Source organism: Pseudochrobactrum lubricantis (genome assembly GCF_041929865.1).
GTDB classification, from domain to species: Bacteria; Pseudomonadota; Alphaproteobacteria; order Rhizobiales; family Rhizobiaceae; genus Pseudochrobactrum; species Pseudochrobactrum saccharolyticum.
In genome coordinates, this window is sequence record NZ_JBHEEE010000004.1 from 285,713 (window position 1) to 303,977 (window position 18,265).

17 protein-coding genes are annotated in these 18,265 nt (G+C 50.5%); 14 read left to right on the forward strand and 3 right to left on the reverse strand.

The window, feature by feature from the left end:
* The first annotated feature begins 739 nt into the window (after positions 1–739).
* Both dapA and smpB read left to right on the forward strand, forming a co-directional pair.
* Positions 740–1,624, forward strand: coding sequence for a 4-hydroxy-tetrahydrodipicolinate synthase (gene dapA / locus JNC80_RS10525; RefSeq protein ID WP_022711956.1), 885 nt, complete (start codon positions 740–742; stop codon positions 1,622–1,624).
* Positions 1,625–1,857: 233 nt separating this feature from the next.
* Positions 1,858–2,334, forward strand: a complete 477-nt coding sequence (gene smpB / locus JNC80_RS10530) for an SsrA-binding protein SmpB (protein WP_121992884.1) — start codon at positions 1,858–1,860, stop codon at positions 2,332–2,334.
* 47 nt (positions 2,335–2,381) lie between these two features.
* Here smpB and JNC80_RS10535 read toward each other — a convergent pair whose 3' ends face one another.
* Both JNC80_RS10535 and JNC80_RS10540 read right to left on the reverse strand, forming a co-directional pair.
* The gene (locus JNC80_RS10535) at positions 2,382–3,086 is read right to left on the reverse strand and encodes a uracil-DNA glycosylase (RefSeq protein ID WP_376710287.1); all 705 of its coding nucleotides are present in this window, start codon (positions 3,084–3,086) and stop codon (positions 2,382–2,384) included.
* Between the two features lie 16 nt (positions 3,087–3,102).
* Positions 3,103–3,675, reverse strand: a complete 573-nt coding sequence (locus JNC80_RS10540) for a LabA-like NYN domain-containing protein (protein ID WP_022711959.1) — start codon at positions 3,673–3,675, stop codon at positions 3,103–3,105.
* Positions 3,676–4,161: 486 nt separating this feature from the next.
* On the opposite strand from JNC80_RS10540, the gene rpoZ reads away from it, so the two are divergent.
* The 11 genes from rpoZ (at position 4,162) to acpS (ending at position 16,600) form a co-directional block, all read left to right on the forward strand.
* On the forward strand, positions 4,162–4,563 hold the full coding sequence (gene rpoZ, locus JNC80_RS10545) for a DNA-directed RNA polymerase subunit omega (protein ID WP_022711960.1): 402 nt from the start codon (positions 4,162–4,164) through the stop codon (positions 4,561–4,563).
* Positions 4,564–4,977: 414 nt separating this feature from the next.
* A complete protein-coding gene (locus JNC80_RS10550) occupies positions 4,978–7,212 on the forward strand; it encodes a RelA/SpoT family protein (RefSeq protein ID WP_376710288.1) in 2,235 nt (744 codons plus the stop codon).
* A gap of 9 nt (positions 7,213–7,221) precedes the next feature.
* The gene (gene pyrE / locus JNC80_RS10555; RefSeq protein WP_022711962.1) at positions 7,222–7,800 is read left to right on the forward strand and encodes an orotate phosphoribosyltransferase; all 579 of its coding nucleotides are present in this window, start codon (positions 7,222–7,224) and stop codon (positions 7,798–7,800) included.
* A gap of 367 nt (positions 7,801–8,167) precedes the next feature.
* Positions 8,168–8,890 carry a helix-turn-helix domain-containing protein gene (locus JNC80_RS10560; RefSeq protein WP_028233878.1) on the forward strand — a complete coding sequence of 241 codons (723 nt, stop codon included), beginning with the start codon at positions 8,168–8,170 and terminating at the stop codon, positions 8,888–8,890.
* Between the two features lie 153 nt (positions 8,891–9,043).
* Entirely contained in the window at positions 9,044–10,621 is a 1,578-nt protein-coding gene (locus JNC80_RS10565; RefSeq protein WP_376710289.1) for a peptide ABC transporter substrate-binding protein, read from the forward strand.
* A 199-nt stretch (positions 10,622–10,820) separates the two neighbouring features.
* The gene (locus tag JNC80_RS10570; RefSeq protein WP_221720880.1) at positions 10,821–12,401 is read left to right on the forward strand and encodes a cytochrome ubiquinol oxidase subunit I; all 1,581 of its coding nucleotides are present in this window, start codon (positions 10,821–10,823) and stop codon (positions 12,399–12,401) included.
* A 21-nt stretch (positions 12,402–12,422) separates the two neighbouring features.
* Entirely contained in the window at positions 12,423–13,571 is a 1,149-nt protein-coding gene (cydB, locus tag JNC80_RS10575; protein ID WP_376710290.1) for a cytochrome d ubiquinol oxidase subunit II, read from the forward strand.
* A gap of 33 nt (positions 13,572–13,604) precedes the next feature.
* A complete protein-coding gene (gene cydX, locus JNC80_RS10580) occupies positions 13,605–13,802 on the forward strand; it encodes a cytochrome bd-I oxidase subunit CydX (protein ID WP_376710291.1) in 198 nt (65 codons plus the stop codon).
* The gene (gene hemN, locus JNC80_RS10585) at positions 13,799–15,136 is read left to right on the forward strand and encodes an oxygen-independent coproporphyrinogen III oxidase (RefSeq protein ID WP_376710292.1); all 1,338 of its coding nucleotides are present in this window, start codon (positions 13,799–13,801) and stop codon (positions 15,134–15,136) included. The genes cydX and hemN overlap by 4 nt, the downstream gene beginning before the upstream one ends.
* A gap of 487 nt (positions 15,137–15,623) precedes the next feature.
* On the forward strand, positions 15,624–16,205 hold the full coding sequence (locus JNC80_RS10590; RefSeq protein ID WP_022711969.1) for a DUF2062 domain-containing protein: 582 nt from the start codon (positions 15,624–15,626) through the stop codon (positions 16,203–16,205).
* Complete coding sequence (gene acpS, locus JNC80_RS10595) at positions 16,202–16,600, forward strand: holo-ACP synthase (protein ID WP_075654593.1); 399 nt, start codon at positions 16,202–16,204, stop codon at positions 16,598–16,600. Before JNC80_RS10590 ends, acpS begins: the two co-directional genes overlap by 4 nt.
* 36 nt (positions 16,601–16,636) lie before the next feature.
* On the opposite strand, the gene JNC80_RS10600 is transcribed toward acpS, so the two are convergent.
* Positions 16,637–17,086, reverse strand: coding sequence for a GNAT family N-acetyltransferase (locus tag JNC80_RS10600; protein WP_376710293.1), 450 nt, complete (start codon positions 17,084–17,086; stop codon positions 16,637–16,639).
* Between the two features lie 372 nt (positions 17,087–17,458).
* Here JNC80_RS10600 and lepB point away from each other — a divergent pair, with 372 nt between their 5' ends.
* A complete protein-coding gene (lepB, locus tag JNC80_RS10605) occupies positions 17,459–18,244 on the forward strand; it encodes a signal peptidase I (RefSeq protein WP_022711972.1) in 786 nt (261 codons plus the stop codon).
* The last annotated feature ends 21 nt before the right edge of the window (positions 18,245–18,265 follow it).

The following is an 18,265-nucleotide window of genomic DNA, read 5'->3' on the forward strand; positions in this document are numbered from 1 at the left end:
GCCGGTCTTCTGTACTTCCAATTATAGGTCAGACCTGTGAAGGCAATGTTAATGAAGCCTTACCTGAAAGACGGGTTGATATCGTTTTTAATCATAAATTCATCGTGATTTGCGCCCCAATTTTGCCGGTATTGACTGTTGTTTCTCAGAAGAACGGGGATGAATTGCAAATCACTTGCTGACAGGTTTTCGTCACTATGTATAAAATATTTCGTCGGACTGACGAAATACGCGTTTATTTTTATCATAGCGATGAAATGCCTATGAATATGCGTAAATTTGCTTGATGCAGCAGTTTTGCAGGACTATGGTGCAGCACTTTTCACGAACAGGTGGTGGTGCCATCATTCTGTACGCGGCTGCGAGGCCTGTATGGATGGTCGTTCTATGGCATTTGTAGTGAATATAATAACATTCTTATGGGCTGTATACTAGAAACCATTATATATGCGGTTTGAAATTGCATACAGGCAGCGCAGGGCTTTTTTGATTTTGCAAAATCAAAAATTGCCGGAGATGCGGGGCTGATATTATCAGTCCGGATTTTCTTCTGCGTCACCTGATCTACAATATTAGAGCGCGTGTGCCCGATCGGGTGCATAAAACCCGCTCTAACACTTTAAAATTAGAGCATACTATTCCGGGATTGCAAATCCGGCGTAATAAACTGCATTATCGGTCGATTTTTCGCTGATATGTAATTCATATTAAAACACAGGCAAACTTTTGGGAGTACCCGATGCTTAAGGGCTCAATCACGGCTATCGTCACACCTTTTACAGAGCAGGGTGGTTTTGACGAAAAAGCGTTCCGTGGCCTTGTAAACTGGCAGATCGAGGAGGGGACGCATGGCTTTGTACCGGTTGGTACAACTGGCGAAACTCCGACACTGTCCCATGATGAGCATAAACGGGTAATCGAGGTTTGCGTTGAAGAAGCGAAAGGCCGTGCGCAGGTTATAGCCGGCGCCGGTTCTAATAATACTGTTGAAGCTATTGAGCTTGCCCAGCATGCGCAAGGTGCTGGTGCTGATGCTGTTCTGGTTGTGACACCTTATTATAATAAGCCAAATCAGCGCGGGCTTTATGCGCATTTTTCCGCTGTTGCCAAGGCGATTTCAATTCCGCTGGTGATCTATAATATTCCGGGACGCTCGATCATTGATATGACACCGGAAACAATGGGCGCTCTTGTGCGCGACCACAAAAATATTGTTGGCGTGAAAGATGCAACCGGTAAAATTGAGCGTGTCTCTGAGCAGCGTGCAACTTGCGGTACAGACTTTATTCAGTTGTCCGGCGAAGATGCCACGGCTCTGGGTTTCAACGCTCATGGCGGTCGCGGCTGTATTTCCGTAACATCCAATATTGCACCGCGTCTTTGCGCGCAGTTTCAGGAAGCCTGTCTGGCCGGTGATTATGCAACAGCACTGACAATTCAGGATCGTTTGATGCCGTTGCACAAGGCCTTGTTTATGGAGCCGAACCCTTCAGGCGTTAAATATGCGCTGGCACGTACCGGACGCATTACCAATCATCTGCGCCTGCCTTTGATGCCTGTTGAGGCTGAAACCGCAGAGAAAATCGATGCAGCGCTGCGTCATGCAGGTCTGCTCAATCAGTAATTCTGCGCAATCGGCACAACTAAACAGTTTACGCTGTTTATTTTGCTGCAAATCATCTATCGCCTGCCGGTACATGAATATTGAACCGGCAGGCTTTTTTTATTCAGCTTGTTGCAGTTTAAGCCGGAAAAGCTCTGGATTCTAAAGTGGTCGCATTATCACGGTCGTCAAGTTCATCCAACTTGACTGTGAAATGCTCTAGTAAAGTTGCGGATCAGATATATATTGCTGCCATGAATACGAAAAAAAATGCACCTGCACGCAAAGTCATCGCAGATAACCGCAAAGCGCGTTATAATTTCGAGATACTTGAAGTGATTGAAGCGGGCCTGGTTCTCTCGGGAACCGAGGTTAAATCTTTGCGCTCCAATCAGGCAAATATCGCTGAAAGCTATGCCAGCTTTGAGAATGATGCGTTCTGGCTGATTAATTCCTATATTCCTGAATATACGCAAGGCAATCGTTTCAATCATGATCCGCGGCGGTTGCGCAAATTACTGCTCAGCGAGAGAGAGATTGTGCGTCTGGCCAATTCCATCGCCCGCGACGGGATGACAGTTGTGCCGTTGAAGCTCTATTTCAACGAGCGTGGCCGTGCGAAGCTCGAAATCGCTCTGGCACGCGGTAAGAAACTGCACGACAAGCGCGAGACGGAAAAGAACCGTGACTGGAATCGTGAAAAATCACGATTGCTCCGTGATCGCGGGTAATACCCGAAATATTAAAGCCCTGTCTCAGACAGGGCTTTTTTATGAGCTCACTTCTGGGGATTATCGTTCAGATAATCGCGCACATTGCTGAATACATTACGGAACATGGCTTCCGTGAGAACACCGGTATTGGTGTTGTAGCGCGAGCAATGATAGCTGGAGAAAATGCGCAATTGACCGATATCTGTTTGTGCGCCGTGGCCGAATTTATGTTTTGAGACCGGCTGGCCAAGGGCGCGGATTGTCGATTGATGGGCAATGGTGCCAAGCGTGACGATCGCCTGCAAATTTGGCAGGCCGGTAATGAACGGCGATAAAAACTGGCGGCAGGTATTGATCTCGGCGCCGGTCGGTTTGTTCTCCGGCGGCACGCAGCGAACAGCATTGACGATAGCGCAATCATTGAGCGTCAATGTATCATCAGGGCGCGCTTCGAAATTGCCCTGAGCAAAGCCATAATCTTTCAATGTGGAATAAAGCAGGTCACCGGCATAATCACCGGTAAAGGGGCGGCCGGTACGGTTGGCACCGCGTAAACCCGGTGCAAGGCCGATAATCAGCAGGCGTGCCCGATCGGTAAAGGCGGGCAGGGTGGTGGTGCAAACCGCTGTTGCACTGTTCTGCGGATCTGTCGGCAGAAATGCAGGAACCGGGGCATTATGCCATGAAGACTCATTGCCCCGCCAGACTTGAATAAAGTCGTGAAGGCGGGGGCAGAATGCGCAATCGCGGGATGGTTCCGGATACTGCAAAATAAGTCAGAAGAGCTTAGTACAGCTCTTCTTCCTCTTCAAAACGGCGAGCCGGACGCTCAGAGGCTTCGCGGCTGATTTCAGACTTCAGGGTCACCAGATCAAGGAAATGGTCTGCCTGACGGCGCAGCTCATCGGAAATCATTGGCGGCTGTGTAGTGAGTGTCGAAACAACGCTCACTTTGCGGCCGCGACGCTGCAATGCTTCCACGAGGCAACGGAAATCGCCGTCGCCGGAGAAGATTACAAAGTGATCGACGGTTTCAGTCAGCTGCATGGCATCGACAGCAAGTTCGATATCCATATTGCCTTTTACCTTGCGGCGGCCGGTTGCATCAGTAAATTCTTTGGCAGCTTTGGTAATGACCTTGTAGCCATTATAATCAAGCCAGTCGATCAGGGGGCGGATGGATGAATATTCCTGATCTTCAACAAGTGCAGTATAGTAATAAGCACGCAGCAAGTAACCGCGCTTCTGAAAAGCTTTCAACAATTTGCGGTAATCAATATCAAAGCCAAGTGTCTTGGATGCAGCGTAAAGATTGGCGCCATCGATAAAAAGCGCGATTTTTTCGCGTGAATCAAACATTTTGATAATTATCCATTCTTCAGCAAATAATATTTTGCTGATTAATTGTCCGCACTTTTCAATTTTTAGTTTTGAAAAAAGCCTCTCCTAGTTTGCGTTCTAAGGCGCATCTACAGAAAGGCAAGCAATCACAGGTTGTTTTTATTGCCGTATTTGGAAAAGACAGGGAAAATGTGTGATTAAGATATCACAAATATCATATAAATGAAATCTATTCATTTGGGAGCAAGAGTATAAACGATTTAGAGGACTTTATTGCAGGTTTTTCAAAGCCCGCAGAACAGCGTGGATTTTAAAAGATCGGGAGCGATTCTGTGGGGTTTTGTGACGGAAAAATGAAGTCTCAAGGCTATGAGAGCTGTGTTTGCGCACAGATATGGAAAATCAAAACCGCTCTATGTGCGCTTTTGCTTGTTTTTTGTGTCAAGTGGCGTTATGGAAATCGAGAATTCCTGAATTAATTTTGAGATATGAAAGGGGCGATCTATGGCCCGCGTTACCGTTGAGGATTGCGTTGACAAGGTAGACAACCGCTTTGAGCTGGTTCTGCTTGCCAGCCATCGTGCACGTCAGATCTCTCAGGGCGGTCAGATTACCATTGATCGCGACAACGATAAAAACCCGGTTGTTGCGTTGCGTGAAATCGCTGACGAGACCCTGTCACCGGGCGATCTGAAAGAAGACCTGATCCACTCGCTGCAGAAGCATGTGGAAATTGACGAACCGGAAGCACCGGCACCATTGCAGATCAGCGGCGCTCTGGACGAACTGGGCGGCGAAGTTGTTGTCGGCGCAGAAGACATCGTGACATTCGACAGCATGAGCGAAGAAGATCTGCTTGCTGGTATCGAAGGTCTGGTTGCACCGGAAAAGAGCGACGATTACTGATTTTTGTTGAGGCGCTTTAAGCTGTTTCAACAGATATCCGGCATTGTTTTCAGATTGCCGGTGTCAGTAAAGACCGGATTATTAAAGCGCTGCAGAACATTCTGCGGCGCTTTATTTTGTGCGCATCAGGCGGCTCCTTGGGTTAGAGCGCCGTGCGCCCCATTGGGCGCACAATGGTCGCTCTAACACTTGAAATTAAGAGCATAATTTTAACTTAAACTGCTTCAAGTTTAAGAAATTATGCTCTGGCCGTTAAAATGCCGCATGAAAAATGCCGGTAGATGCCGGATTATTATATGCTTTAAAACCTGTAGTGCTTTGTGCCGGTTGCGTTTTACAGTAAATTCCGGAGTCGTGACGCCGGTGTCGCTATGTATGATTTGTTTGATGCGCGGGTAAGAGGAGTGCAGGCTGATGATGCGCCAATATGAGCTGGTTGAGCGGGTGCAGCACTATAAGCCTGATGTGAATGAGGCGCTGCTGAATAAGGCTTATGTTTATGCGATGCAGAAACATGGCAGTCAGAAACGTGCGTCCGGCGATCCTTATTTTTCCCATCCGCTGGAAGTTGCGGCAATCCTCACAGATATGCGTCTTGATGAGGCAACCATTGCCATTGCGCTGCTGCATGACACAATTGAAGATACTGACGCGACCCGCGCTGAGATTGACCAGCTTTTCGGCCCTGAAATCGGCAAGCTGGTTGAAGGTCTGACCAAGCTTAAAAAACTCGATCTGGTTTCCAAAAAAGCCGTGCAGGCGGAAAATCTGCGCAAACTTCTGCTGGCGATTTCCGACGATGTGCGCGTGTTGCTGGTGAAACTGGCTGACCGTCTGCACAATATGCGCACCCTTGGCGTGATGCGCGAAGACAAACGTCTGCGCATTGCCGAAGAAACCATGGATATTTATGCGCCGCTGGCCGGTCGCATGGGTATGCAGGACATGCGCGAAGAGCTGGAAGAACTGGCCTTCCGTTATATCAATCCGGAAGCATGGCGTGCGGTGACTGACCGCCTTGCGGAACTGATGGAAAAAAACCGTGGTCTGCTCAGCAAGATTGAGACAGATCTGGCGACATTGTTTGCCGAAAAAGGCCTGCATTCTGATGTTTCCAGCCGGCAGAAAAAGCCTTGGTCGGTTTTCCGTAAAATGGAAACCAAAGGCCTGTCTTTCGAGCAGCTTTCCGATATTTTCGGCTTCCGCGTAATCGTTGATAATGTTGATGATTGTTACAAGGCGCTGGGGATTATTCACCGCACATGGTCAATGGTGCCGGGGCGTTTCAAAGATTATATTTCAACGCCGAAGCAGAATGATTACCGTTCAATCCACACCACAATTATCGGGCCGTCCCGTCAGCGCGTAGAGCTGCAAATCCGCACCCGCGCCATGGATGATGTGGCGGAATATGGTGTGGCAGCCCATTCGATCTATAAAGACGGCCGCAGCAATACGGTGCCAACCGCGATTTCCACGGAATCCAATGCCTATGCATGGCTGCGCCGTACGATTGAGGCGCTGTCTGAAGGTGATAATCCGGAAGAATTTCTCGAACATACCAAGCTGGAATTGTTTCAGGATCAGGTTTTCTGCTTCACGCCGAAGGGCCGCCTGATTGCATTGCCGCGCGGCGCAACACCGATTGATTTTGCCTATGCGGTGCATACGGATATTGGCGACTCCACCGTTGGCGTGAAGATCAATGGCCGCATGATGCCGCTGATGACCGAGCTTAAAAACGGCGACGAGGTGGATATTATCCGCTCCAAGTCGCAGGTTCCGCCTGCGGCATGGGAATCCATTGTGGTTACCGGTAAAGCGCGCTCGGCAATTCGTCGTGCAACGCGCGCTGCCGTGCGCAAGCAATATTCCGGTCTGGGTATGCGTATTCTGGAACGGGCATTCGAACGCGGTAACAAGCCGTTCAGTAAGGATTTGCTCAAGCCTGCACTGGCACGGCTGGCGCGCAAAGATATTGAAGATGTTTTTGCCGCGGTTGGTCGCGGCGAGCTGGCTTCCGGCGATGTGCTGAAAGCGGTTTATCCGGATTATCAGGATACGCGCGTGACAACGGGTAGTCCTGCGAAAACCGGCGAGAAGGGCTGGTTTAACCTGCAAAATGCTGCCGGTATGATCTTTAAGGTACCGGAGGGTGGTAACACTGAGGATGTGCAAAAGCAGGCGGCAGCGCAAAATCATGCTGTGCCGATCCGCGGTGCGAATTCGGATTTGCCGGTGCGTTTCGCGCCGGAAGGCGCTGTTCCGGGCGATCGTATTGTCGGAATTTTGCAGCCGGGTGTCGGCATCACGATCTATCCGATCCAGTCTTCTGCACTGACCGCCTATGATGACCAGCCGGAGCGCTGGATTGATGTGCGCTGGGATATTGACGGCGAAATGCATGAACGTTTTCCTGCCCGTATCTCCGTCTCCGCCATTAATTCACCGGGTTCACTGGCAGAGATTGCACAGGTTATTTCGGTCAATGATACGAATATCCACAATCTTTCCATGGTGCGCACCGCGCCTGATTTTACAGAAATGATTATGGATCTTGAGGTTTGGGATCTCAAACATCTCAACCGCATTATTACGCAATTAAAAGAAAGCGCCTGTGTGAGCGATGCACAGCGCGTTAACGGATAAGAGGCTTCTATGAATACTGAAGATGTGCTGGGCGTGTTTCGTGAGGCAGGTGCCATTCTTGAAGGGCATTTTATTCTGACTTCCGGTCGCCGCAGCCCTGTTTTCCTGCAAAAAGCGCGGGTGTTCATGCATGCCGACAAGACGGAAAAACTGTGCAAAGCGCTGGCTGAAAAGATCAAAGCCGCGGATCTCGGTCCGATTGACTATGTGGTCGGCCCTGCAATCGGCGGTCTGATCCCGTCTTATGAAACTTCACGCCATCTCGGCGTGCCGTCGATCTGGGTCGAGCGTGAAAATGGTGTTTTCAAACTGCGCCGTTTTGAACTGCCGGAAGGCTCCCGCGTTGTGATCGTGGAAGATATTGTGACCACCGGTCTGTCTATCCGCGAGACAATTGATACGCTGCGCGATTTGAAGGCGGAAGTTGTGGCTGCTGCCTGTATCGTTGACCGCTCGGCAGGTAAAGCCGATGTCGGCACCAAGCTGATCGCACTGGCTGAATATGAAGTGCCGTCCTATGATAAGGATAATCTGCCGCCGGAACTGGCAGCGCTTCCAGCCATCAAGCCGGGAAGCCGTAATATCTGAGCTAAACCATGACGCTCTGCTGATTTTCAAAGCGTTTTTTGACGCAGGGCGAGGCGGGATATGGAAATTTGCGAACATTCATGCCATGAGGAACATAGTCTTCGTGGCATGAACAGCTATCGGCTTGCCTCATTAAATTATTGTTGCACATAAAACCCGTCGGGGTGCCAGAGCATTTAGCGTCCGCGATAATACGACGAATTAAAAAACCAGAGCGTGTCCCGAAAAGTGCGAAGCGGTTTTCGGATAAGATACGCGTTAAAACAAAGAGTTAGAGCGTGTCGCGGAAAAGCGGGCACCGGTTTTCCGATAACGACAAGTGTAAAAACAAGGCATCATCGTGGTTTCAGTTCTTACAGCTCAGACAATGCATAGCCAGCGTCACCGTGACCCGTGCGGAGCCTGCGTTGATTGTGAAGTGCGTAAAATGGCGATCTGTGCCGCTTTGCAGGATGATGCGCTGCATGCGCTGGAGGCAATCATGTCTTCACGCAAGCTTGAAACCGGCGAAATGCTGGTGGAAGAGGGCGCACCGAAGCTGAAAGTTTTCAGCCTGACTTCCGGTCTGCTGCGTTTGTTTACATTGCTGCCGGACGGCCGCCGTCAGATTTCCGGCTTCCTTTATCCGGGCGATTATCTCGGTCTCGCCGATGACGGGACTTATTCCCAGACGGCTGAAGCTGTTGTGCCATCCACATTATGCTGCTTTTCCGTAAATGAGATGGACGAGCTGATGGATCAGCATCCGGCATTGAAAGACCGGCTCTATGTGATGACGCGTGAGGCTTTGCGCCAGTCGCGGGATAATCAGCTGGTGCTCGGGCGTCTTGCACCTGTTGAGAAACTGGCCTCTTTCCTGCTGGTGCTCTCAGCACAGGCGAAACGTGTCGGCCATCCGGACAATCCGGTACATTTGTCGATGAACCGCACGGATATTGCAGATTATCTCGGCCTGACAATTGAAACTGTCAGCCGTTGCTTCACAAAATTGCGCACTCAGGGTCTGATTCATTTGCCGGATGCCAATACGGTGAGCATTCTCTCGCATCGCTCGCTTTCAGCCGTTGCCGGCACTGAATTCAAAAGCTGATCTCTGACAGTTTTAAGAATGTGTCCTGCGTTTGCCCCCTAAGGCAGACGCAGCTTTTTGCATTTTATTGGGATTTTCCTGAACCCGCGCTCGCGTAATATCGGCGCGGGATTTTTATTCATGTCTTTATTTTATTGATTGAGGAGGGGCTATATGCGCCGGTCATTATTGATTTCTGGTCTGCTGATCTCTGTGTTCAGTACATCTGCCAATGCTGAAATCATTTTAAATCGTGGCAATAATGGCGATCCGTCCTCGCTCAATCAACAACTGACATCAACGGTCGATGAGGCGGCGCTTCTCGCCGATCTTTATCAGGGGCTGGTGATGGAAGATGCCAAAGGCGCAATCATCGCCGGTGTTGCACAATCATGGGAAATGTCACCGGATGGCGTGCGCTATATTTTCCACCTGCGCGATAATGCAAAATGGTCGAATGGTGATCCGGTTACCGCGCAGGATTTTGTCTATTCTTTCCGCCGTATTATGAACCCGCTAACAGCCGCACCCTATGCCAATGTGCTGTTTCCGATCAAAAATGCCGAAGCAATCTCCCGCGGACAGTTGCCGCCTGAGCAATTGGGCGTGGAAGCACCGGATGATTATACGGTGAAGTTCACACTGAAAGCGCCGACGCCCTATTTTCTGCAATTGATGGCACATCACACGGCACTGCCTTTACATCGCAAAAGCGTTGAAAAATACGGCGAAAAATTCACCGCTCCCGGAAATCTGGTGAGCAATGGTGCCTATCAACTGACCAGTTTTGTGCCGAATGACAAAATCATCATGAAGAAAAATCCCTATTATTATGACGCGGATAAGGTCAAAATTGATGTGGTGAACTGGCTGCCTTTTGAAGACCGCTCCAGTTGTATGCGCCGGTTTGAAGCAAAAGAGGTGCAGGTCTGTGCCGATGTGCCTGCCGAGCAGATGGATTATGTACGCAAAAGATTTGGCGCTCAGCTGCGCATTGCCCCGCAACTGGGCAGCTATTTTCTCGATATAAAGGGAGAGGACGGCAGTCCGTTGAAAGATATGCGTGTGCGCCGCGCTATATCCATGGTGATTGACCGGGAATTTATCGCCCGTGAAGTCTGGCGGGGGACAATGCTACCTTCTTATTCTTTTGTACCGCCCGGTATTGATAATTATATCAGCGGCGGGGTGCGTCAGGATTATGCCAATCAGGACATTCTCGACCGTGAAGACAAAGCGAAAGAACTCCTGAAAGAGGCAGGTATCAAGCCGGACAGTCTGACGGTTGAGCTGCTTTATAATACATCCGAGAACCATAAAAATGTCATGGCTGCCATTGCGGATATGCTGAAAAATATCGGCATCAAGGCAAAGCTGAATGAAATGGAAGGCACGACCTATTTCAATTATCTGCGCGAAGGCGGAAAATTCGATCTGGCAAGGGATGGCTGGATCGGGGATTACAGCGATCCGCAAAGCTTTTTGTTTCTCTATAAAAGTGACAGTAGTTTCAATTATGGAAAATGGTTCAATAAAACCTATGACGCTTTGCTGGATAAGGCCTCGGTCACAACCGATCTCAGAGCGCGTGCGGTGATGTTGGCCGATGCTGAGCGCCTGTTGCTTCAGGAGCAGGTTGTCATTCCGCTGTTTACCTATGCGTCACGGGCGCTGGTTTCAGATCAGCTGGAAGGCTGGCACGATAATCTGAACAATGTCCACGCCACACAATGGCTGTCGCTGAAGCCATAGGCACAGACAAATTTTGAGCAAAGGGCGGGGCGTTTCCCCGCTTTTTTTGTTTTACAGCCATTGATCCAGATCAATGCGCTTTTTCACGCCTTTGTTACACCAGCGATAAGGGAGGACGATCCGTTTGCAGAAAACGGATCCGGCAAGCTGTTTTCCCGTTGCGGAGCGGCGGTTATCCGAATGATAAAAGGCTGGAAGTATGATTGACTTTACTGTCGTTGATCTGTCGCGATTGCAGTTCGCTGCAACGGCGATGTATCATTTTATTTTTGTCCCCCTGACGCTCGGCCTCTCATTATTGATGGCGATTATGGAGAGCGTTTACGTCATGACCGGTCGCGACATCTGGCGTCGCATGACCATGTTCTGGGGTGTTTTGTTTGGCATCAATTTTGCCATGGGCGTCGCCACAGGGATCGTGATGGAGTTTCAGTTCGGTATGAACTGGAGCTATTACAGCCATTATGTCGGCGATATTTTTGGTGCGCCGCTGGCTATTGAAGGTCTGATGGCGTTCTTCCTTGAAGCCACATTTATCGGCCTGTTCTTTTTCGGCTGGGCGCGTCTGTCGCGCGTGGCACATCTGGCCGTCACATGGCTGATGGCGCTTGGCGCTAATTTCTCCGCTTTGTGGATTCTGATTGCCAATGGCTGGATGCAAAATCCGGTCGGCGCGGTTTTCAATCCTGATACAATGCGTATGGAAGTCACAGATTTTATGGCTGTGTTGTTCAATCCGGTTGCACAGGCAAAATTCGTGCACACGGTGAGCGCCGGTTATGTAACGGGTGCCATGTTCATCATCGCAATCAGCAGTATCTATCTGCTGCGCGGTAAGCATGTGGAACTGGCAAAGCGTTCTGTGACCGTTGCCGCTTCTTTCGGTCTGGCTGCTGCCTTGTCGGTCGTCGTGTTGGGTGACGAAAGCGGCTATGTGGCCACCGAACAGCAGAAGATGAAAATCGCTGCGATGGAAGCCATGTGGGAAACAGAACCTGCACCGGCCGGTTTTAACCTGTTCGCCATTCCGGGCGACGGCAAAAACAGCTATGAAGTGCATATTCCTTATGTTCTCGGCCTCATCACCACCCGCAGTCTGACAACGGAATTGCCGGGTATCCACGATCTGGTGGATATGGCTGAAAAGCGTATTGAGAATGGTATCAAGGCTTCTGTTGAGCTGGATCGTATCCGTGCCAATCCGAATGATGCTGAAGCCCGTGAAGCTTTTAAGGCCAACTGGCATGATCTCGGCTATGGCCTGCTGCTGAAGCGCTATCGCGATGATATTCAAAACGCCACACCTGAAGAAATCCGCAAGGCTGCGGAAGATACAATCCCGAGTGTCGGTACTTTGTTCTGGTCGTTCCGTGTCATGGTGGCGCTTGGCTTCTATTTCATCGCCTTTTTTGCAATTGCCTTTGTTCTGGCGAGCAGACATCGCATCAATGAACATACCAATCGTGCGCTGCTTAAAATCGCTGTGTTCTCACTGCCTTTGCCGTGGATTGCGATTGAAGCAGGCTGGATTGTTGCGGAATATGGCCGTCAACCTTGGGCGATTGAGGGTGTGCTGCCGACATTCTATGCGGCTTCCAATCTCACTATGACTGATCTGGTCATCAGTCTTGGTTTCTTCCTGACCGTCTACACCACTTTGTTATGCATCATGATCTGGCTGATGGTTCGTACCGTTAAAGCGGGCCCAAAGGAACCGGTACGCCCTGATGTCGATATGGCACAGGATGCGGCCATCCTGAATATGCAGAACAACGGTTAATCAGGCGAAAGGAGCAAGATAATGACAAATATTCCTTTAGATTATGAAACAATGCGCCTGATCTGGTGGTTGCTGCTCGGTGTTCTGCTGATCGGTTTTGCGATCATGGACGGTTTTGATCTTGGCGTGGGCACTCTGCTGCCTTTCGCGGCTAAAACCGATGAAGAGCGCCGTATGCTCATCAATCTGATCGGCCCGACATGGGAGGGCAATCAGGTCTGGCTGATCCTCGGCGGCGGCGCGATTTTCGCTGCATGGCCTGCACTTTATGCGGTGTCCTTCTCCGGCTTTTATCTGGCGATGATTGCCATTCTGCTGGCGCTGATCCTGCGTCCGGTCGGATTTAAATTCCGCAGTAAGGTGGAAAATACCGCATGGCGTTCCACATGGGATTGGGCACTGTTTATCGGTGGTTTCGTACCGGCGCTGATTTTCGGTGTTGCTGTTGGTAATGTTCTGCTCGGTGTGCCGTTCCGTTTCGATAATGCGATGCGCATTTATTATGACGGCAATTTCTTCGGCCTGCTGACACCTTTTGCACTGCTATGCGGTCTGGTTAGCCTGACCATGCTGGTTGCGCATGGTGCAACAGTGATTGTTGCCCGTGTTCCGGGTGTTGTGGCTGAACGGGCACGCAGCTTCGGCAAGATTGCTGCGCTGCTCAGCGTGGTTCTGTTTGCACTTGCCGGTGTGTGGCTGGCCTTTGGTATCAATGGTTATGTCGTGACATCTGTTCAGGATGTTGCGGGGCCGTCCAATCCGATGCTCAAGACTGTGACAACCGGCTCCGGTGTCTGGTTGGAGAATTACACCAAACATAGCTGGATGCTGATTGCGCCTGTGCTCGGCTTTGCCGGTATGGCTCTGAGTTTTATCGCGCTGCATTGCCGCAAAGGTACGCTGGCTTTCTTGTGCAGCAGTGCCGGTATTTTCGGGATCATCAGCACAGCGGGCGTGTCACTGTTTCCGTTCCTGCTGCCAAGCTCGGTCATGCCAAATGCAAGCCTGACAGTGTGGGACGCATCGTCCAGCCATCTGACTTTGTTCATCATGCTCATCGCGACAGTGATCTTTCTGCCGCTCATTCTTCTCTATACCAGCTGGGTCTATAGCGTGATGCGCGGCCCGATTACTAAAGACAGTGTCGATAATACGCCTAATGCTTACTAACCCTTTGAAGAGTAAAGAAAAAGGAACAATGAAATGTGGTACTTTTCCTGGATCCTTGGATTGGGACTGGCCTCTTCCTTCGCAATTTTCAATGCCATGTGGTTTGAATTGCGCAATGACGTGCTGGTGCGCGCCCCGGCGCTTGCGCCGGAAATGAAAAACATGCCGGTTGCGCCGGAAATGAAACTGAACGAACAGGCAGCTGTTGCCGGTAAAGGACAAACAGTATGACGGAGATTGCGGCAAGACATTATGCTTCTCTTGCCGTACCCCGCTATACATCTTATCCGACTGCCGCGGATTTCTCTCCGGCAGTCGGGAAAGATCAGTATGAGGCGTGGTTACGGCGTTTGAGACAGGGGGAACCGGTTTCTCTCTATCTTCACGTGCCTTATTGCCGGGACCTATGCCACTATTGCGGCTGTCACGCCAAGATTGCGCGGCGTGATACTGTGATTGAGGCTTATGCCGATATATTGACCCGCGAAATTCGCCAAGCGGGGCAATATCTGACTGAACGCCCGAAAGCCGTGCATCTGCACTGGGGTGGCGGCACGCCGAGCATTCTTGGTGGCGAGGGCATTGCCCGTATCACGCAGGTGCTGCGTGAGCAGTTCGATTTTGCTGATGATATGGAACATGCTATCGAGCTTGATCCGCGCAAAGTTGACAAGAAACTGTGCCGTGATCTGGCGCAGGTTGGGGTCAACCGTGCCAGCCTTGGCGTGCAGGATCTTAATGCGGATGTGCAGCAGGCCATTGGCCGTGTGCAGCCGATTGAGCAGGTTGAATCTGCGGTCAACTCGCTGTGGCAGGTTGGCATAACCAGCCTGAATTTTGATCTTATCTACGGCCTGCCTTTGCAAACGGTCGCTACATTGCGTGAGACTTGCAAACGTGTGGCGGCATTCCGTCCGAGCCGTATTGCCTGTTACGGTTATGCGCATCTGCCTGCGCGCCGTGCCAATCAGCGGCTGATTGATACCAGCCTGCTGCCTGATGCTGATGCCCGTTTTGAGCAGGCGCAGATCGTTGGTGAGACATTTATGGCTATGGGTTATGAGCCGGTTGGCATCGATCATTATGCCCTGCCGTCTGATGCATTGGCTGTGGCTGCAAAGGCCGGACAATTGCGCCGCAATTTTCAGGGCTACACGGATGATGACTGCCCGACACTGCTCGGTTTCGGTGCATCGTCTATCTCGCAGTTCCGTGAAGGATACACGCAGAATATTGCCGATATCGGCCAGTATAAAGCTGCGGTGCTGTCAGAACGGGCACCGGTAACGCGCGGCTATGCATTTAACGATTCTGACCGCTTGCGGGCGAAGATCATTGAAAAGCTGATGTGTGATTTCCGTGTCGATCTGAATGATGTCGCAGCAGGTGTGAATTTTTCTGATGAACTGGCATTGCTGCGCCCGCTGGCCGCCGATGGTATCGTCACAGTGCAGGGTTCAGTGATTGTGATGGCGCCGGAACATCATTCGCTGGTGAGGCTCGTCGCAGCAGTATTTGATGAGTTCCGTAAGGAATGTGCACATAGTTTTAGTATGGCCATATAAAACCGGCCGGGTTTCAGCATGGTCATCTGATTTTGGCCATGGAAAGAGCTTCGCATTAGCCGCGGGGGCGCGGGCAGATGCGGAGAAGGCAGAGACTGCAGGCTGAAGGGGTAAGCTTCAGCGCGGATTTTGCCTGCAAGAGGCATCGCCTGATCTGCCACGGGGGCGCGGCGGATCAGTGCGATGCTTTTTGTATTCAAAAGCGGTGCAAATTATATGTAAACCTGCCTGATATTATTGGAAAAACTACATTTTCGCGGGACATATAATCTCGTCTCAAGACGCATTATTCAGGCGGCATACTACCTCTTGCCGCATTGCTGCTGTGCTGTCCTCATGCGATAACTATTTGAACTGTTAAAAAAGTCTTAATTCTCGTATAATTGAGATAGCTTCACGGGAGTTTCCCGCCTATAAAGCGAAGCAGTTATGTCTGTGCATCAATGCAGATATACTCAGATTTAGTTAAGGATGGTGGCAGAAAGTCATGTTGTTCAGACGCAGAGAACCCTTGAGTTACAGGGAGCGCCTTCGCACGATGATCTGGCCGCGCCGTTCTTTCTCGCGCTCAATGCGCTATATGGGCAAGCGGATCACCCGTATTACTGCCAGCCCGCATGCTGTTGCGGCAGGTCTGGCCGTCGGTGTTTTTGCGGCTTTTACCCCGTTCTTCGGCTTTCATCTCATTCTTGCGATTGTTCTCGCTTACCTCATTGCCGGTAATATTGCTGCCGCTGCGATTGGCACTGCACTGGCAAATCCGCTGACAATTCCGTTTATCTGGGGCGGCACCTATGAAGTCGGCCGGATGATCGTTGATGAAAACGGTCAGGCACAGGCTTTGCCGCTGACCCGAATTCTGGAAAGCGAAATTTTCAAGCAGATGAGTTTTGCTGAACTGTGGCAGCCGATTTTGAAGCCGATGCTGTTCGGTTCGCTGGTGCTTGGTCTTGGCTGTGCGCTGGCTGTTTACGTGGCAACGCGCTGGGCAACGATCAGCTATCGTCACAAGCGCCTGCAGCGTATTTCATTAAAGAAAAATCTGGCAGAGCAGGGCGCTTCCCGATGATTATTGGTATCGGCAGTGATCTGATTGATATCCGCCGCATTGAAAAAACACTTGAACGCCACGGCAGCCGCTTTACGGAGCGGGTGTTTACGGAGCGCGAGCGTGCCAAGGCTGCAAGCCGTAAGCGTCAGGCGGATACCTATGCCAAGCGTTTTGCCGCCAAGGAGGCTTGTTCCAAAGCTCTGGGTACCGGTCTTTCTCACGGTGTTTTCTGGCGGGATATGGAAGTGATTAACCTCCCCTCCGGCAAGCCGACTATGCACCTTACCAATGGCGCTGAAGTTCGCCTGCAATCCATGATGCCGGAAGGCATGAAGCCTGTTGTGCATCTGAGTATTACGGATGAATATCCGATGGCGCAGGCCTTTGTGATTATTGAAGCCGTACCTGCTTAAAAACAGCGCCCGCACGATCACGGGCGCTTTCGCACATCACAGCATTTTGCGATACTGAATGAAGCCGGATTTATCGGCAACGCGGTCATAGAGTGCCATCGCATCCGTATTGGTCTCATGGGTCAGCCAGTAGACGCGTGAGCAGTCTGCTTCCGCTGCAGCTTGATAAACATGCTCAATCAGTGCGCGACCAAGGCCTTTGCCGCGAACATCCGGATTAACGTAGAGATCCTGCAAATAGCAGTAACCGCCTGTCGACCATGTGGAGCGGTGGCGGATATAATGTACAAAACCGGCAATCTTACCATCAATAATTGCCAGCGCACCATTCATAGGTTCATTCGCATCCAGCAATCTTTGCCAGCTTAAATCGGTGACGTTGTCAGCAATGCTGGTCTTATAAAAATCCTGATAGGCTTTCCATAAAGGCAGCCATGCTGCTTTATCCTGTGCTGTGAAGAGACGGATTTCCACTGGCTGAGACATGATTATGTTTATTCCCCTGCGTTTTGTGCAACGTCCGATCGTCGTTTTATAATGGCATTCGGGCGCTGATTTATGAACATTACGCCAGAGAATACATCATGTCTGTTTGATGATAACCAGAGCGATAGAGCCGGTAAATGCAATAATTTGAACAATTTTCAGGCTCAAAGCTGTCGGCATTTCAGTCGTGAATCGCAAACGAAAATATCAAGAGCCGGTATGGGCTTTTTTACTCAAAAACCGGCATAGGATGCGGGTTTTATGCAACGCAGGCGGGGCGCAGTCCTTTGAGTTGCGAGTTCATGATTGCTTCATGGCTTTGTAGAGGTTAAGAGTCGCACAATAAACGCGCAGAAGCGGAGAAAACCCAGCTTGTCTAACAAGAATGAAGTGAAAAAGTCCGGCGGTGTTGGTGAACTCGTCAGTATTATTGTGCAGGCTTTGCTGCTGGCACTTGTGATCCGTACCTTGCTGTTTCAGCCATTCAGCATTCCGTCCGGCTCGATGCGTCCGACGCTTCTGGAAGGTGATTATCTGTTCGTTTCCAAATATGCCTATGGCTATTCGAAATATTCCCTGCCGCTGTCACCGGATCTGTTTGAAGGCCGCATCTGGGGTGCTGAGCCGAAGCGCGGTGATGTTGTTGTATTCAAGCTGCCAAGCGATACCAATATTGACTATATCAAACGCGTAATCGGCCTGCCGGGTGACAAGATTCAGGTGCGCGACAGCGTTGTTTATATCAATGATGTGGCCGTACAGCGTGAGAAGGTTGGCGAGATTGCCAATCCTGATGTGACTGATGAAAACCGTCCGATTGAAGTCTATCGCGAGACATTGCCGAATGGCATTTCTTACGAAACGCTGGACGTGAATCCGAATGCTATGGGCGACAATACGCGTGTATTCGAGGTGCCTGCCGGTCATTATTTCATGATGGGCGACAATCGTGATAACTCGCTGGATAGCCGCTATTCTGTAGGTTATGTGCCTTATGAAAATCTTGTTGGCCGCGCCAATGTGATCTTCTTCTCCATTTCCGGAAAATACAGCCCGCTGGAACTGTGGCGCTGGCCAACCAATCTGCGGTTCGACCGCTTGCTGAACTGGGTCGGAGCAACGGAAAATCCTAAATCCGTTGTAACGACAAATAACTGATGTGTGTTTTGACGAAATTAA

Coding starts and splice junctions, on each gene's coding strand:
- JNC80_RS10540 (WP_022711959.1), bottom strand. CDS start 3,675: ATGTTTGATTCACGCGAAAAAATCGCGCTTTTTATCGATGGCGCCAAT.
- cydX (WP_376710291.1), top strand. CDS start 13,605: ATGTGGTACTTTTCCTGGATCCTTGGATTGGGACTGGCCTCTTCCTTC.
- acpS (WP_075654593.1), top strand. CDS start 16,202: ATGATTATTGGTATCGGCAGTGATCTGATTGATATCCGCCGCATTGAA.
- JNC80_RS10565 (WP_376710289.1), top strand. CDS start 9,044: ATGCGCCGGTCATTATTGATTTCTGGTCTGCTGATCTCTGTGTTCAGT.
- JNC80_RS10550 (WP_376710288.1), top strand. CDS start 4,978: ATGATGCGCCAATATGAGCTGGTTGAGCGGGTGCAGCACTATAAGCCT.
- hemN (WP_376710292.1), top strand. CDS start 13,799: ATGACGGAGATTGCGGCAAGACATTATGCTTCTCTTGCCGTACCCCGC.
- dapA (WP_022711956.1), top strand. CDS start 740: ATGCTTAAGGGCTCAATCACGGCTATCGTCACACCTTTTACAGAGCAG.
- smpB (WP_121992884.1), top strand. CDS start 1,858: ATGAATACGAAAAAAAATGCACCTGCACGCAAAGTCATCGCAGATAAC.
- rpoZ (WP_022711960.1), top strand. CDS start 4,162: ATGGCCCGCGTTACCGTTGAGGATTGCGTTGACAAGGTAGACAACCGC.
- JNC80_RS10600 (WP_376710293.1), bottom strand. CDS start 17,086: ATGTCTCAGCCAGTGGAAATCCGTCTCTTCACAGCACAGGATAAAGCA.
- cydB (WP_376710290.1), top strand. CDS start 12,423: ATGACAAATATTCCTTTAGATTATGAAACAATGCGCCTGATCTGGTGG.
- JNC80_RS10560 (WP_028233878.1), top strand. CDS start 8,168: ATGCATAGCCAGCGTCACCGTGACCCGTGCGGAGCCTGCGTTGATTGT.
- JNC80_RS10590 (WP_022711969.1), top strand. CDS start 15,624: ATGTTGTTCAGACGCAGAGAACCCTTGAGTTACAGGGAGCGCCTTCGC.
- pyrE (WP_022711962.1), top strand. CDS start 7,222: ATGAATACTGAAGATGTGCTGGGCGTGTTTCGTGAGGCAGGTGCCATT.
- JNC80_RS10570 (WP_221720880.1), top strand. CDS start 10,821: ATGATTGACTTTACTGTCGTTGATCTGTCGCGATTGCAGTTCGCTGCA.